This window comes from Gammaproteobacteria bacterium, from assembly GCA_017999615.1.
Lineage (GTDB): Bacteria > Pseudomonadota > Gammaproteobacteria > JAABTG01 > JAABTG01 > JAGNLM01.
In genome coordinates this window covers 1-21,720 of sequence record JAGNLM010000020.1, presented here as the reverse complement: position 1 = coordinate 21,720, position 21,720 = coordinate 1, and the positions used below count along the sequence as shown (strand labels likewise).

General features: G+C 73.0%; 16 protein-coding genes and 1 riboswitch. Of the genes, 6 read left to right on the top strand and 10 right to left on the bottom strand.

Going from position 1 to position 21,720, the window contains the following annotated elements; translation table 11 throughout:
- Positions 1-876 (top strand): GGDEF domain-containing protein (locus KA217_11485; protein ID MBP7713062.1); only part of this gene is annotated, 876 nt, incomplete at its 5' end.
- A 46-nt stretch (positions 877-922) separates the two neighbouring features.
- Here the strand turns inward: KA217_11485 and ligA are convergent.
- Both ligA and KA217_11475 read right to left on the bottom strand, forming a co-directional pair.
- Positions 923-3,034 carry an NAD-dependent DNA ligase LigA gene (gene ligA, locus KA217_11480; protein MBP7713061.1) on the bottom strand — a complete coding sequence of 704 codons (2,112 nt, stop codon included), beginning with the start codon at positions 3,032-3,034 and terminating at the stop codon, positions 923-925.
- 9 nt (positions 3,035-3,043) lie between these two features.
- Entirely contained in the window at positions 3,044-3,559 is a 516-nt protein-coding gene (locus KA217_11475) for a hypothetical protein (GenBank protein ID MBP7713060.1), read from the bottom strand.
- A gap of 429 nt (positions 3,560-3,988) precedes the next feature.
- On the opposite strand from KA217_11475, the gene rlmKL reads away from it, so the two are divergent.
- The gene (gene rlmKL, locus KA217_11470; GenBank protein MBP7713059.1) at positions 3,989-6,253 is read left to right on the top strand and encodes a bifunctional 23S rRNA (guanine(2069)-N(7))-methyltransferase RlmK/23S rRNA (guanine(2445)-N(2))-methyltransferase RlmL; all 2,265 of its coding nucleotides are present in this window, start codon (positions 3,989-3,991) and stop codon (positions 6,251-6,253) included.
- A 28-nt stretch (positions 6,254-6,281) separates the two neighbouring features.
- On the opposite strand, the gene zipA is transcribed toward rlmKL, so the two are convergent.
- Both zipA and smc read right to left on the bottom strand, forming a co-directional pair.
- Complete coding sequence (gene zipA, locus KA217_11465) at positions 6,282-7,142, bottom strand: cell division protein ZipA (protein MBP7713058.1); 861 nt, start codon at positions 7,140-7,142, stop codon at positions 6,282-6,284.
- A 20-nt stretch (positions 7,143-7,162) separates the two neighbouring features.
- Complete coding sequence (smc, locus tag KA217_11460; protein MBP7713057.1) at positions 7,163-10,681, bottom strand: chromosome segregation protein SMC; 3,519 nt, start codon at positions 10,679-10,681, stop codon at positions 7,163-7,165.
- A gap of 88 nt (positions 10,682-10,769) precedes the next feature.
- Here smc and queF point away from each other — a divergent pair, with 88 nt between their 5' ends.
- From queF to dksA, 3 genes are all read left to right on the top strand, one after another.
- Complete coding sequence (gene queF, locus KA217_11455; protein ID MBP7713056.1) at positions 10,770-11,159, top strand: NADPH-dependent 7-cyano-7-deazaguanine reductase QueF; 390 nt, start codon at positions 10,770-10,772, stop codon at positions 11,157-11,159.
- A gap of 64 nt (positions 11,160-11,223) precedes the next feature.
- Positions 11,224-12,000 carry a sulfate transporter CysZ gene (cysZ, locus tag KA217_11450; protein ID MBP7713055.1) on the top strand — a complete coding sequence of 259 codons (777 nt, stop codon included), beginning with the start codon at positions 11,224-11,226 and terminating at the stop codon, positions 11,998-12,000.
- Positions 12,001-12,114: 114 nt separating this feature from the next.
- Positions 12,115-12,537, top strand: coding sequence for an RNA polymerase-binding protein DksA (gene dksA / locus KA217_11445; protein ID MBP7713054.1), 423 nt, complete (start codon positions 12,115-12,117; stop codon positions 12,535-12,537).
- Positions 12,538-12,581: 44 nt separating this feature from the next.
- On the opposite strand, the gene KA217_11440 is transcribed toward dksA, so the two are convergent.
- From KA217_11440 to KA217_11430, 3 genes are read right to left on the bottom strand one after another with little or no spacing between them, the layout of a single operon-like run.
- Positions 12,582-13,703 carry a 3-deoxy-7-phosphoheptulonate synthase gene (locus tag KA217_11440; protein MBP7713053.1) on the bottom strand — a complete coding sequence of 374 codons (1,122 nt, stop codon included), beginning with the start codon at positions 13,701-13,703 and terminating at the stop codon, positions 12,582-12,584.
- Between the two features lie 33 nt (positions 13,704-13,736).
- Entirely contained in the window at positions 13,737-15,467 is a 1,731-nt protein-coding gene (locus tag KA217_11435) for an EAL domain-containing protein (protein ID MBP7713052.1), read from the bottom strand.
- Positions 15,464-16,993, bottom strand: a complete 1,530-nt coding sequence (locus tag KA217_11430) for a PAS domain S-box protein (GenBank protein ID MBP7713051.1) — start codon at positions 16,991-16,993, stop codon at positions 15,464-15,466. The genes KA217_11435 and KA217_11430 overlap by 4 nt, the downstream gene beginning before the upstream one ends.
- 363 nt (positions 16,994-17,356) lie before the next feature.
- Here KA217_11430 and KA217_11425 point away from each other — a divergent pair, with 363 nt between their 5' ends.
- A complete protein-coding gene (locus KA217_11425; GenBank protein MBP7713050.1) occupies positions 17,357-17,965 on the top strand; it encodes a TIGR02281 family clan AA aspartic protease in 609 nt (202 codons plus the stop codon).
- On the opposite strand, the gene KA217_11420 is transcribed toward KA217_11425, so the two are convergent.
- The 3 genes from KA217_11420 to KA217_11410 all read right to left on the bottom strand — a co-directional run bounded on the left by KA217_11420 (position 17,949) and on the right by KA217_11410 (position 21,037).
- The gene (locus KA217_11420; protein ID MBP7713049.1) at positions 17,949-18,497 is read right to left on the bottom strand and encodes a hypothetical protein; all 549 of its coding nucleotides are present in this window, start codon (positions 18,495-18,497) and stop codon (positions 17,949-17,951) included. The two genes, KA217_11425 and KA217_11420, sit on opposite strands and share 17 nt — an antisense overlap.
- A gap of 21 nt (positions 18,498-18,518) precedes the next feature.
- Positions 18,519-19,073: a cob(I)yrinic acid a,c-diamide adenosyltransferase gene (locus tag KA217_11415; GenBank protein MBP7713048.1), complete on the bottom strand. Its 555-nt coding sequence runs from the start codon at positions 19,071-19,073 to the stop codon at positions 18,519-18,521.
- A gap of 62 nt (positions 19,074-19,135) precedes the next feature.
- Positions 19,136-21,037 (bottom strand): TonB-dependent receptor, encoded by a 1,902-nt coding sequence (locus KA217_11410; GenBank protein MBP7713047.1) that lies wholly within the window; start codon positions 21,035-21,037, stop codon positions 19,136-19,138.
- A riboswitch (cobalamin riboswitch) is annotated at positions 21,024-21,248 on the bottom strand. Its footprint overlaps the gene before it by 14 nt.
- Between the last annotated feature and the right edge of the window lie 472 nt (positions 21,249-21,720).

Here is a 21,720-nt window from a genome sequence, read left to right as displayed (position 1 = left end):
ACCCCACGCCCCCGCCCCGGACGCGCGGGCGTCGCCTCCCGCGACGCCTTCGACAAGGGGTGGCTGCTCCACCTGTCCCAGAGGCTCCAGACCAAGCTCCAGGTCGAGGAGCTGATCGAGGTCTACGCGACCGAGTGCGCCCCCGTCGTGCCCTTCGACAGCGTGGCGTTCCAGTACGCCGACCGCGAGGTCTCCATCGAGCACGGCACGCGCCAGCCGCACTCCTGCGCCTACACGCTGCTGCTGTCCGATCAGGCGCTCGGGGTCATGACCTACACGCGCGCCCGGCCCTTCAGCGAGAGCGACGCCGCGAGCCTCGAGCTGCTGACGAGCCAGATCGTGTACCCGCTGCGCAACGCCCTGCTCTACCAGGACGCCGTGGTCGCGGCCTCCCGGGACCCCCTGACCGGCGCCAACAACCGCGCCAATCTGGAGTCCACGCTCGAGCGCGAGGTGAGCCTCGCCCAGCGCCACGGCGGAGAGCTCTCCCTCATCATGTTCGACCTGGACCACTTCAAGCAGGTCAACGACCGTCACGGGCACACCACGGGCGACTGCGTCCTGCGGACCTTCGCCGCCCGCCTGAGCCAGTGCATCCGCAGCAGCGACGTGCTCTTTCGCTACGGCGGGGAGGAGTTCGTGGTGGTGCTGCGCAACACCGACCTGCGGGGGGCCGCCCTCCTCGCCGAGCGCGTCCGGCAGGTAGTGGCGGCCCTGCAGGTGGAGTGCTCCGGCAAGACCGTGCCGCTCACGGTGAGCGCCGGGGTCGCCACCCTGTCCGCAGGCGAAGACGCCCCGCGCTTCCTGCAGCGGACGGACCGGGCCCTCTACCACTCGAAGACGGGCGGGCGCAACCGGGTCACGGCCGCCGCCTGAAGGCACGGGGAAACTCCGCGGCCCGCGCCAGGAGTCCGCGGCGCGCTCAGGCCCCCGGGGCTCGCCCTGTGCCCTCCACCCGCTGCAAGAGGCCGAGGAACGCCCCTTCGTCCAGGACCTCGATCCCGAGCTCCCGCGCCCGCTCGAGCTTGGACCCGGGGTCCGCGCCGGCCACCACGTAGCGCGTCCGGGCCGAGACGCTGCCCGCGACCTTCGCCCCGAGGGCCAACAGGCGGGACTTCGCCTCCTCGCGCCCCAGGGTCGAGAGCGTCCCGGTGAGGACGAACGTCTGCCCCGCGAGCGGCGTGGGCACGACCCGCGGCTCTCCCTCCTCCCACTCCACCCGCGCGGTCCGCAGCGCGGCCACGACCTCCCGGTTGTGGGGCTGGGCGAAGAACGAGACGATGTGCCGGGCGACGATGGGCCCGACGTCCGGCGCACCCTGCAGGGCTTCCTCGTCCGCCGCCGTGATGGCGTCCAGGGACGCGAAGTGGCCGGCGAGCGTCCGCGCCGTCGCCTCGCCCACTTCCCGGATGCCGAGCGCGAAGAGGAAACGGGCGAGCGTCGTGCGGCGGCTTCGCTCGATCGCGCGGACCAGGTTCTCCGCGGACTTCTCGCCCATGCGCTCGAGGTCCGCGAGTTGCGAGGGGTTCAAGGCGTAGAGGTCGGCCACCGTGCGCACCAGCCCCCGGTCCACCAGTTGGTCCACGAGCCTCTCCCCCAGGCCCTCGATGTCCATCGCGCGCCGGCTCGCGAAGTGGCGTACCGCCTCCTTGCGCTGGGCCGGGCAGTACAGCCCCCCGCTGCAGCGGGCGACGGCCTCGCCCTCGACGCGCACCACGTCGGCCCCGCACTCCGGGCAGGCCTGCGGCAGCGACACCGGCGTGGCATCCGCGGGGCGCCGGTCCGGGAGCACCCCGACGACCTCCGGGATGACGTCGCCCGCGCGGCGGACGATCACGGTGTCCCCGACGCGCACGTCCTTGCGCTCCACCTCGTCCATGTTGTGCAGGGTCGCGTTGCTCACCGTCGCGCCCCCGACCCGCACCGGCTCGAGCCGGGCCACGGGCGTCAGCGCGCCGGTGCGCCCCACCTGGAACTCGACCGCCAGGACTCGGGTCAGCTCCTCCCGTGCCGGGAACTTGTGCGCCACCGCCCAACGCGGCGCGCGGGACACGAACCCGAGGGCCGCCTGCTGGTCGAGGCGGTCCACCTTGTACACGACCCCGTCGATCTCGTAGTCGAGCGCCTCGCGGCGCCGGCCGAGCTCGGCGTAGTAGGCAAGGCAGCCCTCGACCCCGGCCACCAAGCGCACCTCGGGTGACACCCGCAGGCCCCACCCCGCCAGGGTCCGGAGCGCCTCGCTGTGCCTGCCGGGGAGCTCCCGCCCCTCGCAACGGGCGACCCCGTAGCAGAAGAAGGTCAGGGGGCGTTCGCCGGTCACCGCCGGGTCCAGCTGCCGCAGGCTGCCGGCCGCGGCGTTGCGCGGGTTGGCGAAGGTCTTCTCGCCGCGCTCGCGCTGGCGCTCGTTGAGCGCCCGGAACCCCGCGAGGTTCATGAAGACCTCGGCACGCACCTCCAGAAGCCCCGGCAGGTCATGGCCCCGCAGGCGCAGCGGCACGGCACGGACCGTGCGCACATTGGCGGTGACGTCCTCCCCCCGGGTGCCGTCGCCCCGCGTCGCGGCGCGCACGAGCCGCCCCTCCTCGTAGCGAAAGCTCACGGCGAGCCCGTCGATCTTCGTCTCCGCCGTGTAATCGACCCGCTCCACCCCCAGGCGCTCGCGCACGCGCCGGTCGAAGTCCCTCACCTCCTCCTCGCTGAAGGCGTTGGCGAGGGAGAGCATGGGCACCTCGTGCACCACCTCCGCGAAGGTCTCCAGGGGCGAAGCCCCCACCCTCCGGGTCGGAGAGTCGGAGACGACGAGGTCGGGGAAGCGCGCCTCCAGGTCCTGGAGCTCGCGCAGGAGCCGGTCGTACTCGGCGTCCGGGACCTCCGGCGCGTCGAGGACGTAGTAGAGATAGTTGTGGTGCTCGATGAGCCGGCGCAGCTCTTCAGCGCGCCGGCGTACGGCGGTGGGAGATTCGTCTGCCACAGGTCGTGCGGCGCGCCCGCCTGCGAGGACCCCGAACGGGCGCCCTGGCAGGCGAGCACACATCCGGGTCGATCAGTAGCCCGGCGCGAACCCCGGCGGGCCCCACATGCCCGGACCCGCCCCGTAGGGCGCCGCCGGTCCCATCGGCGCGAAGCCCGGACCACCGAAGCCCGGACCACCGAAGCCGGGGGCACCAAAGCCAGGACCAGCGAAGCCCTGTCCGGGGCCCATCGGGCCGAAGCCCGGACCCATCGCCCCGGGCAGCGAGCCGGGGGCGGGCATCTTCGGCTCCTCAGGGAACGGGACGCCGGCCGCTTCGGCCTGCTTCTTCATCTCGGCGTGGCGCTTCTCGCGGTACGCCTGCCATTCCTCCGGGCTCATCCGCGTCCGGGAACCCCGCTTCGGGCCGACCGGCGGCTCCGGAATGGCCGGCTTCTCGGGAGTGGCCATCCCGCTCTCCTGGGCACGCTTCCACATCTCCTCGCGCACCTTCTCGCGGAAGGCCTGACGCTCCTCGGCCGACAGGTTACGCATCGCTTCGCGATGCTGGGCCCGGCCCTCGGCGCTCATGCGCGGTGGGGCTGCCATCGGTGCCTGACCCGCGGCCGGCCCCATGGTGGCGGCAGGTTGCGGCGGCATGGCGGGCTGGGTCACCGCGGCACCGGGAGCGGGCGCGGCCTGGGGTGGTGCGGGAGGGGTCGGCATGGCCGGAGCCGCAGCCGCCTGGGCGGGAGCGACGGGTTGAGGGGCCGCGGGCGCGGCGGGGGCCACGCTCGACTGCGCTGACAGGGCCCCTGGCAGGGTAACCGGGGCCGCCTGAGCCAGGACGGGCCACGCGGCCACCACCGCCCAGGCGCTGGCCGCAGCCAGCAACTTCCCGGAACGCGTGTACATAGGAGGTGTCCTCTCGATCTATCGGATAGGATGCCGCTGCGCGGCGGCGTAAGTATCGGCCCAAGCGCCCTTACTTGTCACCGCACCCCCGAGGGAGGGGTCCCCCGGGCAGCACGAGAGACCATGGACCGAGACCGTCTGACCTTCTTCGTGAGCACCCCGCGCGGGCTGGCCGACCTGCTCGCCGACGAGCTTCGCGCCCTCGGGGTGGAGTCCGTCCGCCCGGCCGCGACCGGCGTCGCCTTTCGCGGGCCCCTGGAGCAGGCCTATCGCACCTGCCTGTGGTCGCGGACCGCGAGCCGCGTGCTGCTGACCCTGGGCCACCTCGATGCCGGCAGCCCCGATGCACTCTACCAGGGCCTGCTGGCCGTCCCCTGGGAAGAGCACCTCTCCCCCGACGGCACCCTCGCGGTCGACGTGGACGGCGCGAGCGAGGTCTTCCGTCACACCCGCTTCGCGGCCCAGCGGGTCAAGGACGGGGTCGTGGACCGCCTGCGGTCCGTGCACGGACGCAGGCCCTCCGTGCGCTTCGAGCGTCCCGACCTGCGCCTGCGCCTGCACCTGGACGGCACCGCCGCGACGCTCTCCCTGGACCTCTCGGGCGAGCCCCTGCACCGCCGGGGGTACCGCCTCGACGGGGTGGAGGCACCGCTGCGGGAGAACCTCGCCGCCGGGATCCTGCTGCGGGCGGGCTGGGGGGCGATCGCCGCCGCCGGCGGCGCCCTCCTCGACCCCATGTGCGGCTCGGGGACCCTGCCTATCGAGGCGGCGTTCATCGCCGGTGACCGGGCCCCCGGCCTTCGCCGGGGGCACTGGGGCTTCACGGGGTGGCTCGGTCACCGCCCCGCGATGTGGCGCCGCTTGTTGGACGAAGCGGAGCAGCGGGCGGGGGCCGGGTCCTCCCGGCTGCCACCTATCCTCGGCTTCGACCAGGACCGCCGCGCCGTGCAGGCCGCGCGCGCCAATGCCGAGCGGGCCGGCCTCGACGCGCGCCTGCGGTTCGAGACCCGGGCGCTCGGCGAGCTCTCCGCGCCTCCGGACACGACCCCGGGTCTCCTCGTCGTCAACCCGCCCTACGGTCACCGGTTGGGGGAGCCCGAGGCACTGCCGAGCCTCTACCGGCTCCTGGGGGAACGGCTGCGCACCACGTTCGCGGATTGGCAGGCCGCCGTCTTCACCTCCGACGCAGGCCTCGCGGCCGCGATCGGGCAGCGCCCGCGACGCACCCACGTCCTGTGGAATGGCCCCATCGAGTGCCGGCTGCTGCGCTTTGCTCCGGCCGCCCAGCACCGGGAGCCCCTGGCCGGCCGCGCCGGGCCGCCCTCCCCGTCAGGGCCGCCGGGCAGTCCACCGCCCGGCGGCGCGACGGCTCCGGGCCCCGCGCCGGAGACCGCGCCGCGCGCGCCGCCCCCCGAGCTGTCTCCCGGGGCCTCGATGCTCGCCAACCGCCTGCGCAAGAACCTCGCCGCGCTCGGCCGATGGGCGCGCCGCACGGGGGTCACCTGCTACCGGATCTACGACCGGGACCTGCCCGAGTATGCCGCCGCGGTGGACCTGTACTCCGGCGATCGAGAGGCCCTGCACGTCCAGGAGTATGCTGCGCCGGCCAGCGTGGACCCCCAGGCGGCCACCGTCCGCCTGGGCGAGCTGCTGGACGCCCTGGCGCGGGTCACCGGGGTCGCCCCCGGGGACATCCACCTCAAGGTCCGCCAGCGCCAGCGTGGGAGAGCCCAGTACACCCGTCTCGGCGCCCAGGGCCGGGCGATGGAGGTCCGCGAGGGCGAGTGCCGGTTCCTGGTGAACCTGACGGACTATCTGGACACCGGTCTCTTCCTGGACCACCGGGAGACCCGGCGGGTCATCGCCGAGCTGGCCTCCGGGGCGCGCTTCCTCAACCTGTTCTCCTACACGGGGACGGCGACGGTGTGCGCGGCGCGGGGGGGAGCCACCGCGAGCGACTCCGTGGACCTCTCCAGGACCTACCTCGAGTGGGCGCGCCGCAATCTGGACCTGAACGGCGTGACGGGCCCCGAGCACCAACTGGTCCAGGCCGACTGCGTCGGCTGGCTCGAGGAGCAGGCGGCGGGCCGAAGACGCCAGCCCGGATACGGCCTCATCTTCCTGGACCCACCGACCTTCTCGAACTCCAAGCGCATGACGGAGGTGCTGGACGTGCAACGCGACCACGTTCGGCTCGTCCGCCTCGCCGCCGCACTCCTCGCTCCCGCGGGAACCCTGCTCTTCTCCACCAATCGGCACGGGTTCCGCCTGGACCGCGAGGCCCTTGCCGACCTGGCCCCCCAGGACCTCACCCGCCGGACCATCCCCCGGGACTTCGAGCGCAGCCCCCAGGTGCACCAGTGCTGGAGGCTGACCCGAGGGGGCTGAGACGGCCCGCGCCCGGGCCCGTCTCCGGTCAAGAGGCGGCCAGCAGCTGCCGGCGGTTGAACTCCGCGATGCGCTCGCGGACGTGGGCGATGGTCTGCGCGCTCAGCACGCTGCGGGTCTCGTCGCGCAGCTCCCCGTGAAGCGACTCCGCCAGCCGCTGGCCGGTGTTCAGCATCAGCTCGAACGCGACGCGCGGGTCCAGCGGCCCCGGCAGGCGCATGAACATGACGAGGCCGGGGGTGGCGAATCCTTCCAGGCTCGCCACGTCGAAGGTGCCCGGCTTCAGGAGATTGGCGACGCTGAACACGGGCTGCTCCGTGCGCATGTCCCCAACGCCGTGGTGATGGAAGACCTGCATGTCGCCGTAGCGCATGTCCACCGACTCCAGGGCCGAGCGCACCTCGGTACCGGGGAAGGGCCTCCCGGGCTCCGCCATGACGTTGAGCACGATGATGAGCTCCTCTCCCGGGTGCCCCTTGCGGCCGTCCACGGCGTAGAGGCGGCTCCCCGCTTCCGCCGGGCGCGCCTCCACCGGGCGCCCTTCCACAGGACGCCCTTCCGCAGGACGCCCTTCCGCCCGCTTGCCCTGCCCGGAGCGGGCCGCCTCGGGCTCGACCCGCAACTCGGGCTCGTCCTCGTCGGGCACCATGGGCCCGAGGCCGCGGACGTCCTCCGCGTCCAGCTTCAGCGGCTCGCCCCGCAGGTTGCCGAGACCGGCGAACGGGTCGTCGTCGCGCCGGGCGCTGAGCCCCTCGAGCAGCTCGCGTTCCACATCGTCGAGCTCTTCCTCCTCGCGCTGCCGAAGGCGGCGGCGCCCCGTCTCCCAGAGATAGATTCCGACCACGACCGCGACACCGACGGCCAGAAGGATCCAACGCAGGGTATCCATGCCTTCTCCTTGGGCCGCCCTCAGACGGCGGCGAATTGCAGGGCCTGGTCCACGTCCACGTGGACCAGACGAGAAACGCCAGGCTCGTGCATCGTGACCCCGACCAGCTGGTCGGCCAGTTCCATCGTGGTCTTGTTGTGGGTCACGAGGATGAACTGGACCCGCTCGCTCATGGAGCGGAGCAGCCCGCAGAAACGACCGACGTTGGCATCGTCGAGGGGCGCGTCGACCTCGTCCAGCATACAGAAGGGGGCCGGGTTGAGCTCGAAGATCGAGAAGACGAGGGCGATCGCCGTCAGCGCCTTCTCGCCGCCCGAGAGCAGATGAATCGTCGAATTGCGCTTGCCCGGGGGCCGCGCGACGACGCTCACGCCGGTCTCCAGCAGGTCCTCCCCGGTCAGCTCGAGCGAGGCCTCCCCGCCGCCCAGGAGCTGGGGGAACATGGCCCGGAAACCCGAGTTCAGCCGGTCGAAGGTCTCCCGGAACCGGGTCCGGGTCTCCCGGTCCATCCGGCGGATGGCGCCGTCCAGGGTTCCGAGGGCTTCCACCAGGTCGGCGTGCTGGCTGTCCAGATATCGCTTGCGCTCGCCCTGTTCGGCGAACTCGTCGATCGCGGCCAGGTTGACCGGGCCGAGCCGGGTCACCCGGCGCTCCACGTCGTCGATCTCCGCCTGCCAGTCTGCCTCGGTGGCGCCGGCCGGGAGTCCGGGCAGGATCTCCTCGGGCTCCGCTCCCAGCTCCCGCAGGTCCGCCGCGACCTCCTGCAGGCGCACCCAGGCCGTCTGCTGCTCCAGGCGGACCGCCTCCAGCCGCGAACGGTCGGCCTCGACCCTCTCCTCCGCGGAGCGCCGGGCCCGGTCCAGGGTCCGCAGGCGCTCGTCGAGCTCGCCCAGGAGCCGGCGGGCGGCCTTCAGCTCCTCCTCCACCGCAACCTGACGGGCCAGGGCCCGCTCCCGGGAAGACATCGACTCCGTGAGTGGCGCCTCGAGCTCCCGCAGCCCCCGGCCGAGGCTCTCGGTACGCGAGGAGAGCTCCGCGATCTGGCCACGCAGACGCTCCGCCCCCCGGTCGAGCCCCTCGCGCCTGGCCCGCGCGCCCTCGAGCGCCACAGCCACCGCGTGCGCGGCGTCCCGGGCCCGGTGCCAGGCCTGGCGGGCCTCGTCGACCCCGGACCGATGCCGGTCCCGGGCCGCGAGCAGGACCGTGCGCTCCTCCTCGAGCGCACGCAGCTCCACCTCGCCCCCCGCCAGACGCGAGCGCGCGCCCTCGAGATCGGCCTCGGCCGCGGCGCGTTGACGCGCCACCTCGCGCAGCTCCTCCTCGACCTGCCGGGCACGCCGGCCCACCTGTTCCAGGCGGGCCCGGCGCTCGGCGGCACGGGCCTGCAGGCCAGCCTGCCGAAGCTGATGCTCCCCGAGCCGGGCCTGGAGCGCCCCCTGCTCACGGTCCAGAGCGGCCAGGGCCTCGAGTCCCTCCCCGTGGGCCGCTTCCAACCGCTCCACCTCGCCCTTCAGGCCCTGGAGCTCCGCGAGCCCGTCCCGCCGGGCCTGTTCCCGGGCGAGCAACCCCGCGCGGCCGTCGGCCGGGCGCTCCACCCGCAGCCAGTCCCGCCCGAGCCACAGCCCGTCCGGCGTCACGACGCTCTGCCCCTCGCCGAGCCCCGCCCGCAACGCCTCGGCAGCCGCCCGCGTCGGGGCGGTGCGCACACCCGCCAGCAGCGTTCCCAGGGACCAGGGGGCCTCGACCCGGGCGGCGAGGAAATCGGGGGCCGCCGCCTCGCCAGGCTCCCGGGCCGCCCCGGCCGCCGTCGTGTCGAAGACGGTGAGCTTGCCCCCCTTCAGCCCCGCCGCCGCCTCGGTCAGCCCCTCCAGCCCCTGCACGCACACCGCCCGCAGGTCGTCGCCGAGCACCGCCTCGACCGCACGCTCCCAACCGGGCTCGACCCGCAGGGCCTCGGCGAGGCGCGGTCGCGTCCCCAGTCCTTGCGCGGCGAGCCACTCGGCCACGCCCGGGCCGCGCTTGTCGAGGGCCTGCTCCTGCTGGGCCTCGAGGCCCGCCAGGCGCCCTTGGGCCGACTGGTACCGGCCGCGCGCCTCGGCCAGCGCGGACGCCGTGTGCCGGTCGGCCTCCCGCTGGGCCGCCACCCGCGAGCGGGCCCCCGCGATGGCCGCTTCGAGCGCCGCACGCTCCCGCTCCACCTCGGCAAGGTCCCGGGCCACCGCAGCCGCCTCAGCCTCCAGACCCTCGGATGCCAAGCCCCCACGCTCCTGCTCGAGCCGCGCGGCCCGTTCCGCGACCCTCAGCAGGAGCGGCTCCAGGTGGTGGACCCGGGTGCGCTCCACGTCCACCGCCCGGGCCGCGGCAAGCAGCCGCGGGTTGAGGGCATCCCAGCGCACCTGCCAATCCTGGAGGGCCGCCTCCGCCGCGGCGAGGGCCTCCCTGGCCAGGGCCTCGGCCTGCACCGCGGCGTCCCGGGCGGGCTCCTCCGCGCCGGCCTCCGCCTCGATCCGGGCCAGCTCGGCCTGGTCGCTCGTCTGCTGGGCCCGCGCCTCGGCGAGCAGGCGCTCCGCCCGCGCCATCTCGGCGCGCAGCTCCGTCTGGCGCTGCCGGGCGTGCTCGATGGACTGGTCGTAGCGCGCGACCTCGGCCGAGACCGCGTAGAAGCGGGCCTGGACCTCCCCCAGGGCCTCGGCCCCCTGGGCGTGCGCCTCCCGCTCGCGCTCGAGCTCCGCCTCCGTCTGGCGCAGCGCCGCGAGGCTCGCTGCGTGCGCGGTCTCGAGCGCCGAGACCTCGCGCTCGCGCGCGTCGCCGTCTGCGCGCAGGGTGCGCCAGCGCAGGGTCAGGAGCTCGCCCCGCAGGCGCCGTTCCTTCTGCTTCAGGGCCTTGTAGCGCTCCGCGCTCTTCGCCTGCCTGCCCAGGTGCTGGAGCTGCCGCTCGAGCTCCTCTCGCAAGTCGTTCAGGCGATCCAGGTTCTCCTGGGTCTGGTGGATGCGTACCTCGGTCTCGCGGCGCCGCTCCTTGTAGCGCGAGATCCCCGCCGCCTCCTCGATGAACAGGCGCAGTTCCTCGGGCCGGGCCTCGATCACCCGCGACACGGTGCCCTGCTCGATGATGGCGTAGCTGCGCGGGCCGAGTCCGGTACCGAGGAACAGGTCCGTCACGTCGCGCCGGCGGCAGCGGGCGCCGTTCAGGAAGTACTGCGACTCGCCGTCTCGGCCGACCTGGCGGCGCACGGAGATCTCGGCGTACTCCGCCCAGGCCCCCCCGAGCGCCCCGTCCCCGTTGTCGAACACCAGCTCGACCGAAGCCTGGCCGACGGGCTTGCGGGCCGAGGAGCCGTTGAAGATGACGTCGGCCATGGACTCGCCGCGCAGGTAGCGCGCCGAGCTCTCGCCGAGAACCCAGCGCACGGCGTCGATGACGTTCGACTTGCCGCACCCGTTCGGCCCGACGACCGAGACGATCGGACCGGGGAGCAGGAGGACGGTCGGGTCGACGAACGACTTGAACCCGGAGAGCTTGACCTTGCTGAGCCGCATGGCCCGGTAAGGTTACCGGATGGCCCTCGCCGACAGAAGGCGGCCCGAGCCTTGCCCACCTGGCGAGCCCTGGGCTATGGTGCGGCGCATGCCAAGCCCCCCGACGCTCGTCCTGGAAACCTTCGAGAACCCCGAGCCTGCACGCGACTACACGATCCGCGTGCGGGTCCCGGAGTTCACCTGCCTCTGCCCGAAGACCGGCCAACCCGATTTCGCGACCCTGCACCTGGAATACGTCCCCGACCGCGCCTGTATCGAGCTGAAATCCCTCAAGCTCTACGTCTGGTCTTACCGGGACGTGGGCGCGTTCCACGAGGCGGTCACCAACCGCATCCTGGGCGACCTGGTGCGGGCCTGCGCCCCCCGATTCTTGCGCCTCACCGCCGAGTTCAACGTCCGCGGCGGGATCTACACGACGGTGGTCGCCGAACACCGGGCCGAGGGGTGGGTGGCACCGCAGCCCGTGGTCCTGCCCTGACCCGAGGCCGCAGACGCGGCCCGCCGCCCCCCCTGGAGCCCGCCTTCGGACCGCCATGAGTGAGATGACGCGCCCGCACAGCTCGAACAGCCCCCTCACGGGCGCGGGATACCTGCTGCGGGGCTTCGGACTCCTGGTGCGCCCGGGCGTGCGCCGCTACGTGGCGGCACCGCTCCTCGTCAACATCCTGGTCTTCGGGGTGCTCCTCTACCTCCTCTGGAGTCAGCTCGGTCCGATCAGGACCTACGTCGAGGGGTGGCTTCCGGACTGGCTCGACTTCCTGGCCTGGGCGGCCCTGCCAGTGCTGGTCCTGCTCTCCCTGCTGGTGCTGTTCTTCGGGTTCTCGACCGCGGGCAATCTCATCGCCGCCCCCTTCAACAGCCTGCTCTCGGAGGCCGTGGAGCGCCGGCTCGGCCCCCGCCCCGGCGTGGCCGCGGCGGGCGCCCTGTCCCTGCTGGGGGAGGCGGCCCGGGACGTGCGGTCCGAGGTGCGCAAGGCCGCCTATTTCCTGACCCGCGCGCTGCCTCTGCTCCTCCTCTTCCTCGTGCCGGTCGTGAACCTCGCGGCGCCCCTCCTCTGGCTCGCCTTCAGCGCCTGGATGCTCGCCGTCGAGTACGCCGACTACCCGATGGCGAACCGCGGTCTGCGGTTCGCGGCGCAGCGCCAGCTGCTGGCGCGCCGACGCTTCCTGGTGCTCGGGTTCGGCGCGGCCACGAGTCTCGCCCTGCTCGTGCCGGGCCTCAATCTGGCCGTCATCCCCGCCGCGGTCGCGGGCGCGACCGCCCTGTGGGTCGAGCAGCTCGCCCCCCTCGCCGACCCGGGAGAGACCCCTGACCCCTAGCGGGCTGCGGCGCCGGCTCCCCGGGCCAGGACGAGCTCCGGGCTCGCCGCCGCGCTAAACGTGCCCCCGGGCCGGTCGCTATAGGAGCGGACCCGCTCCCTCCGGAGTTCGAGCATGCCAGAGAGCACCCCCAGGGCGAAGGTCGCGCCCTCCCCCGAGCGGCGCGACGAGCCGTACATGGACGAGCGCCAGACGGAGCACTTCCGCCAGCTCCTGCTGGCCTGGAAGCACCAGTTGCGCGGCGAGGTCGAGCGCACCGTCCAGCACCTGCAGAAGGAGGCGGTGGCCTTCGCGGACCCCAACGACCGTGCGAGCCAGGAGGAGGAGTTCGCGCTCGAGCTGCGCGCGCGGGACCGAGAGCGCAGACTGATCCACAAGATCGACGTGGCGCTCGGCCAGCTGGACGAGGGGACCTACGGCTACTGCGAGGCCTGCGGCGAGCCGATCGGGGCGCGCCGGCTCGAGGCCCGCCCCACCGCCACCCTCTGCATCGACTGCAAGGAGCTCGAGGAGAACCGCGACCGCAAGCTGTCCTAGGCGCTGTCCGGGACGGCGTCCTGGGCGCTGTCCTGGGCGTTATCCTAAGCGGCGCGCGGGCTCGAGGCTGCCAGTGCCACGCGGCGCTCGTAAGCCTCGCGGGCGATCCTCACGTCCTCCAGGAACAGCGGCAGCTCCGAGAGGAGCAGCGCCTGCGGCCCGTCGACCAGTGCTGCCGCCGGCTTCGGATGAAAATCCACCAGGATCATGTTCGCCCCGGCGACCACCGCCTGGGCGGTGACGTGGAAGACGTCCAGCACCCCGTCCGGCGCGCGGTCGCGGCTGCCGACCGAGTGCGAGGGGTCGGCGCACACCGGCATCCGGGTGAGCCGCTTCACCACGGGGACGTGGGCGAAATCGACGAAGTTGCGGTGCGGGTCCCCCAGGTTCGTCTTCATCCCCCGCAGCCCGAAGACGACCCTCCGGTTGCCTTCGCTCGCCAGGTACTCGGCGGCGTTCAGGGACTCCTCCAGGGTGATGCCGAATCCCCGCTTCAGGAGCACGGGGAATTCCTGCTGGCGGCCCACCGACTTGAGCAGCTCGAAATTCTGGGCGTTGCGCGTCCCGATCTGCAACATCACGCCCGTCGGGTGGCCGGTCTCCTCGAGGGCGTGACGGATCTCCCCCACGTGCGACTCGTGGGTGATCTCCATCGCGACCACGCGGATGCCGTACTTGCCGGCGAGCTCGAAGACGTAGGGCAGGCACGCCTTGCCGTGGCCCTGGAACGAATAGGGGTTGGTGCGCGGCTTGTAGGCCCCCATGCGGGTGCACGAGAGCCCCTGCTCGGCGACCGCCCGCATCATCAGATCGACGTGCTCCGGCGTGTCCACCGCGCAGAGCCCGGCGAAGACGTGCAGGTTGTCCTGCCCGAAGCGCACCCCGTTGTAGTCGAAGTGGGTGGGGCGCGTGTCCCCCTGGTGCCGGCCGAGGATCCGGTATTCCCGGGACACCCGCACGACCCGCTCCACACCCGGCAGGACCCGGATGTCCTCGGCCTGCAGGGCGGCGGTGTTGCCGATCAGGTACACCTCGGTGACGGTCTGCTGCGCCCCCACCACCTGGTGCACCCGGAACTGGATGCCCGGCAGGCGCTCGAGGTAACCGGTGAGCTGCAGGAACGGCTCGCTCTCCGCGGTGACGTCGGGGTGGAGGATGAGAATCATCTGTGCTCGACCGGGTGGCTCGCGGTGGACCCATTATCCGTCGCCGGCGAGGAAAAAGGGTGCCGCCGCGGCGATGGCGTCGCCCTGGGCGTAGTCGACCCCAATCTCGCGCAGGCGCGGGAGCAGCGCCTCGTGCTCCACGTGCTCGGCGATGGTCTGCAGGCCCATGACGTGCCCGATCTTGTGGATGGCCTCGACCATCGCCGCGTCGACCGGGTCGTCGAGCAGACCGCGCACGAAGCCGCCCGCGATCTTCACGTAGTCGACCGGCAGGTTCTTCAGGTATCCAAACGAGGAGAGCCCGCTGCCGAAGTCGTCCAGGGCGAAGCGGCAACCGATGCCCTTCAGCTCGCGGATGAAGTGTGCCGCCTTGCTCAGGTTCACGATCGCCGCCGTCTCGGTGATCTCGAAGCAGACCGTCCTCGGGGAGAGCCCGCTCGCCTCGACGGTGCGGCGCAGGAAACGCAGGAACCCATCGTCGTTGACGGACGCCCCGGAGAGATTGATGCTGCAGCCGGTGCCCGGGAATTCCCGCTGCCAGCGCCCGCAGCTCGCGGCCACCTGTTCCACGACCCAGCGGTCGATCGCGGGCATCACCCCGTAGCGCTCCGCGGCCGGGATGAAGGCGTCCGGCAACACCAGCCCGCCCCGGTCGTCCTCGAGGCGCAGGAGAACCTCCCGGTCGAGGGTACGCCCGTCGCGGGTGGACACGATGGGCTGCGCGTAGAGCCGGAACCGGTCCTCGCGCAGCGCCCCCTTCACCCGCGACACCCAGTCCATCTCCCCCCGGCGGCGGGTCACCTCGGCGTCGTCGGTGCGGTAGACGTGGACCCGATTGCGCCCCAGGTCCTTCGCGGTGTAGCAGGCCACGTCCGCCGCGCTGAGCAGCCCTGCCACGTCCCCGCTGGAGAGGTCGATGGGCACCAGTCCGATGCTGACTCCCACCTCGAAGGTGGTGCCGAGCCAGGCGAAGCGGAAACGGCGCACCCGCTCGAGCAGGTTGGCGGCCGCCTTCTCGGCGCTCTCCAGGCTGCAATTCTCCAGCAGCAGGCCGAACTCGTCCCCGCCGAGCCGGGCCAGGGTGTCGCTCTCACGGATGCAGCAGCGCAACTGCACCACGAGCTGCTTCAACAGCTCGTCGCCCGCGCGATGCCCGCAGGTGTCGTTGACGACCTTGAACTGGTCGAGGTCGAGATAGCACAGCGCGTGGCGGCGCCCCAGGTCGCGCGCCTCGCGCAGGGCCCCCTCCAGGCGGCGCTCGAACTCGCTGCGGTTGATGAGGCCGGTGAGCGCGTCGTGGCTCGCCTGATGGCGCAGGAGGGCCTCGGCCTGGTGGCGCTCGTGGCGCACGGCGGCCTCGCGCAATTCGCGGTCCACCGCCGGGATGAGCCGTGCGAGGTTGTCCTTGAGCACGTAGTCGTGCGCGCCCGACTTCATCGCCTCCACGGCGATGTCCTCGCCGATGCTGCCGGAGACGATGATGAAGGGGATGTCGCGCCCGCTCTCCTTGAGCACCGCGAGCGCGGCGGTGGAGCTGAACTGGGGCATGCTGTGGTCGGCGATGACCATGTCCCAGGCCTCGGTGGCGAGCGCCCGGCGCATCGCATCCTCGGTGAAGACCTGCCGGTACCGCGGGGCGTAGCCCCCCCGGGTGAGCGCCCGCACCACCAACAGCACGTCGTCGGTCGAGTCCTCGACCACCAGGACCTGCAGGGGCCTGCCGGACCCGCTGGGCCCCTTCAGCGCCGACGCCCGCTCGCTTATGGCTGCGCCTCCCCGGGCGGCTCGCCGCCCGCCCGCACGAGCGTGAAGAAGAAGGTCGCGCCCTCTCCGGGCGAGGCCTCCGCCCAGATGCGGCCGCCGTGGCGGTGGACGACGCGCTGGACGATGGCGAGCCCGATGCCGGTGCCGGGGAATTCCTCCACGGAGTGCAGGCGCTGGAACGGGGCAAACAGCCTGTGGGCGTACCCCATGTCGAACCCCGCGCCGTTGTCGCGGATGAGGTACGCGCCGTCGGCGCGGCGGGAGAACTCCACCCTCGGTTCCGAGCGCCGCGCCGTGAACTTCCAGGCGTTGCCGAGCAGGTTCGTCAGCGCCAGGCGCACCAGCCGTGGATCCGCACGGCTGACCAGGCCCGGCTGCACGCGCAGGTCCACCTGGGTCCCACCGCCGCTGCGCCCGAGCTCCGCGCCGATCTCGCACGCCATCGCGCTCAGGTCGACGGGCTCGAGCCGCATCTCCTGGCGGGTCATGCGGGAGAGCGCGAGCAGGTCGTCGATGAGCACGCCCATGCGCCGCGTCGCCGCGCGCACCCGCTCCAGATAGCCCCGGGCCGCGTCGTCGAGGCGCTCGCCGGAGTCCTCCAGCACGGCGAGCGAGAACCCGTCGATCGCGCGCAGCGGGGCCCGCAGGTCGTGGGACACGGAGTAATTGAAGGACTCGAGGTCCTCGTAGGCCACCTGGAGCTGGGCGGTGCGCATCCGCACCCGCTCCTCGAGCTCGGCATTGAGCCGGCGGATGGATTCCTGCGCCCAGTGCCGCTCGGTGACGTCACGGTCGATGCCGCGATACCCCACGAGCTCGCCGTCGGCGCCGAAGAACGGCACGCCGCTCGTCTCCAGCACCACCACCCGCCCGTCCCGGCGCACGTTGACGTTCGGCACCGCCACCACCGGCTTGCGCTCCGAGGCGAGCCTTCCGAAGAGGACGCGGACCCGGCGCGCCTCCCGGACCGGCATCCGCTCGAAGGGGGTGCGCCCGAGCAGCTCCGCCGGGCGATAGCCGAGCAGTCGCTCGCACTGGGGGCTGCAGTACGTGTAGCGGCCCCGCCGGTCCACCTCCCAGACCCAGTCCTGGGTACTCTCGACGAGCTGGCGGAAGCGCTCCTCGCTGTGCCGCACCGCGTCCTCCGCGCGCCGGCGCTCGGACACGTCGCGGAACATGACGACCATCTCGCCGGGGGCGGTGCGAAAGGCGTGGACCTCGAAGTAGCCCTGGGTCCGTGCGTCGCGGTAGGCCAGCTCATCGGCCTGCCAGGGCTCGCCGGCCTCGCACACCCGGCGCAGCTGGTCCGGGAGGCCGGTTCCCGCCAGCCCCGGGAACGCCTCCTCCAGGGCGAGCCCCACGCGCTCCTGGTGCTCCACCCCCAGCGCCGCGTCGGCCGCGGGGTTCGCCCCTTCGAGGACCAGGCGGCCCTCGCCGTCGAGGCGGTAGATGTGCACGCCCATCGGGGTGGCCTCGACCACCTGCCGGTAGCGGGACTCGCATTCGTGCAGTGCGCCGCGGGTCATGGCGAGCACGTCCTGGGCCGGGGTGCCCACACGTTATCGGCACCCGCGCCGCTCAGGTGAAGAAGGCATCCGGTCGATACAGAGCCACCCGGGAAGACATCGCGGCGGGCAAGGCACGAGGCGGGCTGACCCGCCCCCTCGAGAGCCCCAACCCAGCGGCGAACGACGAGGACAGGGTCCATGAGCTCCGCACAAGGTTCGACGCGCCGGAACACCCGGTGCCCGGGCGGCATGCCCGCGGGCCCCGACTTCCCCCGCCTGCCGCTTGCGGCCCCGCACATTCTCCCCGAAACTTTTAGCACAAAGCGGAGCGCCCCGATATCCCGGTCCCTGCCGGCCCTCGCCTGGGCCCTCCTGCTGGTCGTGGCCCCCGCACCGGCCGTGGAGTCGGTGCAGGTCCTGGGGCTCTTCAAGGACCGGGCGGTGGTGCTCCTGGGGGACCGCCAGCGGGTCCTGCGCCCGGGCGAGACGAGCCCCGAGGGGGTCAAGCTCGTCAGCGCGAACGCCCGCGAGGCCGTCCTCGAGGTCGACGGCCAACGGGCGACCTACCGCCTCGGCAGCCGCATCAGCACCCGGTTCGCGGGCGCCGACGAGCGCGAGACGAGCGTCCGCGTCTGGCCGGGGGAGGACGGGACCTACACCGTGGCCGGGAGCATCGACGGCTTCCCGGTCACCCTCCTGATCGACACCGGGGCGAGCAAGGTCGCGATGAACGGCGCCCAGGCCAAACGCCTGGGCATCGACTACCGAAAGATCGGGAAGCCTTCCTTCGCGGCCACGGCCTCGGGCGTGGTGAAGACCTACGAGGTCGTGCTGAAGCGGGTCCGGGTCGGCGAGATCGAGCTCCAGGAGGTGGAGGCGGGGGTCATCGACGGCCCCCACCCCCGCGAGGTGTTGCTCGGGATGTCCTTCCTGGACCGGCTGGAGATGAGCCGCAGCGGCAAGGCCCTCGAGCTCAGGAAGCGGCCCTGACCGGGCCGACACCCGGGCCCCGGGGCACCGCGAGCGCCCGGTCGGCCGCGGGCCACACCCAGCGCAGGGCGCCCAGGATCACCCAGACGTACAGCAGGTCCGCCGCCAGGCTGTTCCCGAAGAACGGCAGGGCCGCCACGTAGCACGCCGCCAGCCCTTCCAGTGTGGACGGGTAGAGGCCGTCCAGGGCCCACACCGAGAGATTGGTGGCGAGGAAGAACAGGGTGGAGCCTGCGAGCGACGCCGCACTCACGGGGACGAGGCCCCGGCGGCTGCCGAGGCGCGTGCCCATCCAGACCACCGCAGCCATCGCCCCGTAGACCGCGGGGACGTGCGCGTGCAGGCCGAGCACCAGGTCGCCCGCAAGCATCGCGGCCAGGGGCACGGCGTAGGCGAGACCCCCCCCGCCGAGCAGCGCCCCCGACAGGAGTGCCATCGCCCCCAGTGGGACGAAGTTCGGGAGGTGGGGCACCAGGCGGGTCAACGCCGCCACGGCCGCCAGCACCAGCACCAGCACCAGCAAACGCCTCATCTCCGACCTCCCAACGTTCACTCAATCCTCCTTGCCTCGGGGCCTCCACAGGACCTCGCCGCTGCCCGCGTTCCGGGTCAACACCCGGGCGAGAACGAACAGGAGGTCCGAGAGCCGGTTCAGGTACTCCCGGGTGTGCGGGTTCACGAACTCCGTTCGCCCCAGGGTCACCAGGCGGCGCTCGGCCCGCCGGCAGACGGCCCGGGCCACGTGGCACGCGGCGGCCTCGGGGCTCCCGCCCGGCAGGACGAACTCGCGCAGCGAGGGCAGGTCCGCGTTGAGCGCGTCGAGCGACGCCTCGAGCCTCCGCACCTGCGCCGGCCCCATCACCCGTCGGCCGGGCACCGCGAGCTCCCCGCCCACGTCGAACAGGTCGTGCTGAATCGCGGCCAGGGGTTCCCGGACCGCCTCGGGCACCGGCTGGACGAGAACGGCGCCGATGTGGCTGTTGAGCTCGTCCACCTCGCCCATCACCTCCACCCGCACGGCGTCCTTGACGACCCGGCTGCCGTCACCGAGCCCGGTCGTGCCGTCGTCACCGGTGCGCGTGTAGATGCGAGTGAGCCGCTGTCCCATGCCGGCGAGGTTACACCTGCGCCCGCGCGCGTGACTAGGCAAGCCCCAGGGGTCCCTGGTGCTCACGTCCCGCCGGTCGTGTAGCCGATGGAGAAGAACAGGCTGCGGCCCGACTCGGGGTAGCCCGCCACGGTCTCGTAGTCGTGGTCGAGGACGTTCCCGGCGCGCGCCTCGAGGGTCCAGCCCCCAGCCACGCGGTAGCGGCCCCGCAGGTCGAGCACCCCGAAGCCGCCCAGACGCTCCCGGTTCGCCGGGTCGTCGTACCGTGCCCCTTCCACCACCCAGGTCAGCCCCACGTGCGCGGGACCCCAGAGGCGGTCCAGCTCGAAGACCGCCGCCTCCTGCGGGCGGCGCGGGAGGTGGTCCCCGGTGGCCCGGTCCCGCGGGTCGAGCCAGGTGAGCGCAACCCGGGGCTCCCAGCCCCCGAGGCTGCCCGTGAGCTCCAGCTCGAGCCCGTCGATCTCCGCCCGGTCCACGTTCTGGCCGACGTAGGCCGGCGCCGGGAACGCGACCAGGTTGTGGATCCGGGTGCGGAAGACCGACAGCCGGGGCCTCCACTCCCCCGCACGGCCGGCGACGCTCAACTCCACGCTGTGCGAGCGCTCCGGACGCAGGTCGGGATTGCCGAAACCGGGATAGTAGAGCTCGTTGAACGTGGGGGCACGGAATGCCGTGCCCCAGGATGCGACGGCCTCCCAGCCGGACGCGAGCTCGTACCCCCACGCGAGGTTACCCGTCTTCGCCGTGCCGAACTGGCTGTTGTCGTCGAGACGCCCCCCGAGCACGGCCCGGTGCGCACCCGCCCTGGCCTGCAGCTCGACGAACGCCCCGTTGACCGAGCGCGACCGCCGGTCGTAGTCGACCGAGCTGTCGACTCGCTGCTCCAGGCGGTCGGCGCCCACGGTCAACAACCCCAGGCCCACCGGAAAATCGTTCTGCCAGGAGAAGGTCCGCGACTCGGTGTCGAAGCGGGACGCCGGGACCGCACCACCCTCCCGGTACTCACGCCGGCGGTCCAGGCTTCGCCCCACGGTGACCGAGGACTGCCAGCCCTCGAGCGGCCGCAGGTCCACCCTGCCGCCGAGGACCTCCTGCGTGAAGTCGGTCTCGTTGGCGTCGAAGGGGAAACCGTCGTACTCGGTGCTGCCCTCGGCGTGGAGCACGTGGAGGGAGGCCGCCGCCGCGGGCCCGAAACGGTGGGCCAGGCGCCCCGACACGGCGTGGTTCCGGTAGCCGTCCCGGTCCGGCTCGTCGAGCAGGGTCCCGAAGACGAGGGCGGGCCGGCGGGCGTTGGCCCCTTCGGTTTCGAGCCCGCTGGCGTGCACCGTCACCTCGGACCCCCCGTCGCTCGCCGAGAGTCCGGCCTGCCCCAGGAGGGTTCCGCGGTTGCCCGCCCCCGCCCGCGCCGAGAGGACCGTCCCCTCCTCCTCGGCCCGCCGGGTGAAGACCTGGACGACGCCCCCGACCGCATCCGGCCCATAGAGGCTCGACCGGGGACCCCTGACAATCTCCACCCGGTCCAGCTCGGCGACGGGCAGGAACTCCCACGCGAAGCCGCCGCCGGTGGCCGACCCCGCGCGCACCCCGTCGACCAGCACCAGAACGTCCTTTGCGCCGGTTCCCCTCAGGCACAGCGAGGCCTGCTTGCCGGCGCCGCCGGCACTGGCCACCGCAAGCCCCCGTTGCCCGCGCAGCAGATCGGGGAGCGTGAGGGGCTGCCTGCGCTCGATGGCCTCCCGGTCGAGGACGGTGACGTCGGCCAGGGCGTAGCCCTCGGCCAAGGGGGTACGCGTCTCCGTGACAACCAGTTCGGGCAGCTCCAGGACGCCGTCCGCGGCCACCGGGCGCGAGCCGACACCCGGCAGGGCCGCGAGGACGGCCAAGGTTGCGAACCTGCGGACATTCGCCGAAAACTCCACGAGACCCTCCGCGCCGTCGCCCTCCGCGACATACGACTGGATCACGCCAGGCCGGTCTCCGGGCTCGTGAGCGGCTCTCGCCGGCGGACCGCCTTCCCACGCCTTCGCGCAGTGGCGTCCGGATCCGCCTCGACTCACTTACCGTTGCGGGGGCAGCACCGGCCTTGCGCCGCTCGATGGGGCGGGCACGCACCGGTTTCCCGTTTCACCCGGCGGACCTGGACGGCCGTCGGGCACCTGGCGGACGCTACGCTAGCCCGGTGGCCGCGAGGCTGTCAACGCAAGGGGGCCCGGGGGTGGCGCGTTGCCGACGACCCTTCTTTGGGGGTGACCGCAGCCTCGGATACCATAGGGCCCTCAGGACCGAGCCCTCTGGAGGACACGCTCTTGCCGCGCGAGAAGTCCGGCGACCCCGAAGCCACCCCCGCCAGCGAGGCCCCGGCACCCGCCGCACGCCCCCCCGCGCGGCGTACCCGTGACTACAGTCAGCGGCCGCAGAAGCCCATCAAGCTGAAGCCGGCGATCTCCCAGGAGCCGCCGAGCCCCGTGACCCGCCTCGGCCCGCCACGGGAACAGCTGGGAGCCAAGGTGCCCGTGCCGCCGGCGCCGCCCCCTGCGGCCCCCAGCCCCCCTCCCACACCCGCGCCGGTCACCCCGCCGGCACCGCCCACCGCGCTGGCACCGGCCCGTCTCTTATACCCCTCTCCGAGCCCCCCACGCTAGGCACG

Coding starts and splice junctions, on each gene's coding strand:
- KA217_11415 (MBP7713048.1), bottom strand. CDS start 19,073: ATGGGACAGCGGCTCACTCGCATCTACACGCGCACCGGTGACGACGGC.
- rlmKL (MBP7713059.1), top strand. CDS start 3,989: ATGGACCGAGACCGTCTGACCTTCTTCGTGAGCACCCCGCGCGGGCTG.
- dksA (MBP7713054.1), top strand. CDS start 12,115: ATGCCAGAGAGCACCCCCAGGGCGAAGGTCGCGCCCTCCCCCGAGCGG.
- KA217_11440 (MBP7713053.1), bottom strand. CDS start 13,703: ATGATTCTCATCCTCCACCCCGACGTCACCGCGGAGAGCGAGCCGTTC.
- cysZ (MBP7713055.1), top strand. CDS start 11,224: ATGACGCGCCCGCACAGCTCGAACAGCCCCCTCACGGGCGCGGGATAC.
- KA217_11475 (MBP7713060.1), bottom strand. CDS start 3,559: ATGGCAGCCCCACCGCGCATGAGCGCCGAGGGCCGGGCCCAGCATCGC.
- queF (MBP7713056.1), top strand. CDS start 10,770: ATGCCAAGCCCCCCGACGCTCGTCCTGGAAACCTTCGAGAACCCCGAG.
- zipA (MBP7713058.1), bottom strand. CDS start 7,142: ATGGATACCCTGCGTTGGATCCTTCTGGCCGTCGGTGTCGCGGTCGTG.
- ligA (MBP7713061.1), bottom strand. CDS start 3,034: ATGTGTGCTCGCCTGCCAGGGCGCCCGTTCGGGGTCCTCGCAGGCGGG.
- smc (MBP7713057.1), bottom strand. CDS start 10,681: ATGCGGCTCAGCAAGGTCAAGCTCTCCGGGTTCAAGTCGTTCGTCGAC.
- KA217_11430 (MBP7713051.1), bottom strand. CDS start 16,993: ATGACCCGCGGCGCACTGCACGAATGCGAGTCCCGCTACCGGCAGGTG.
- KA217_11420 (MBP7713049.1), bottom strand. CDS start 18,497: ATGAGGCGTTTGCTGGTGCTGGTGCTGGTGCTGGCGGCCGTGGCGGCG.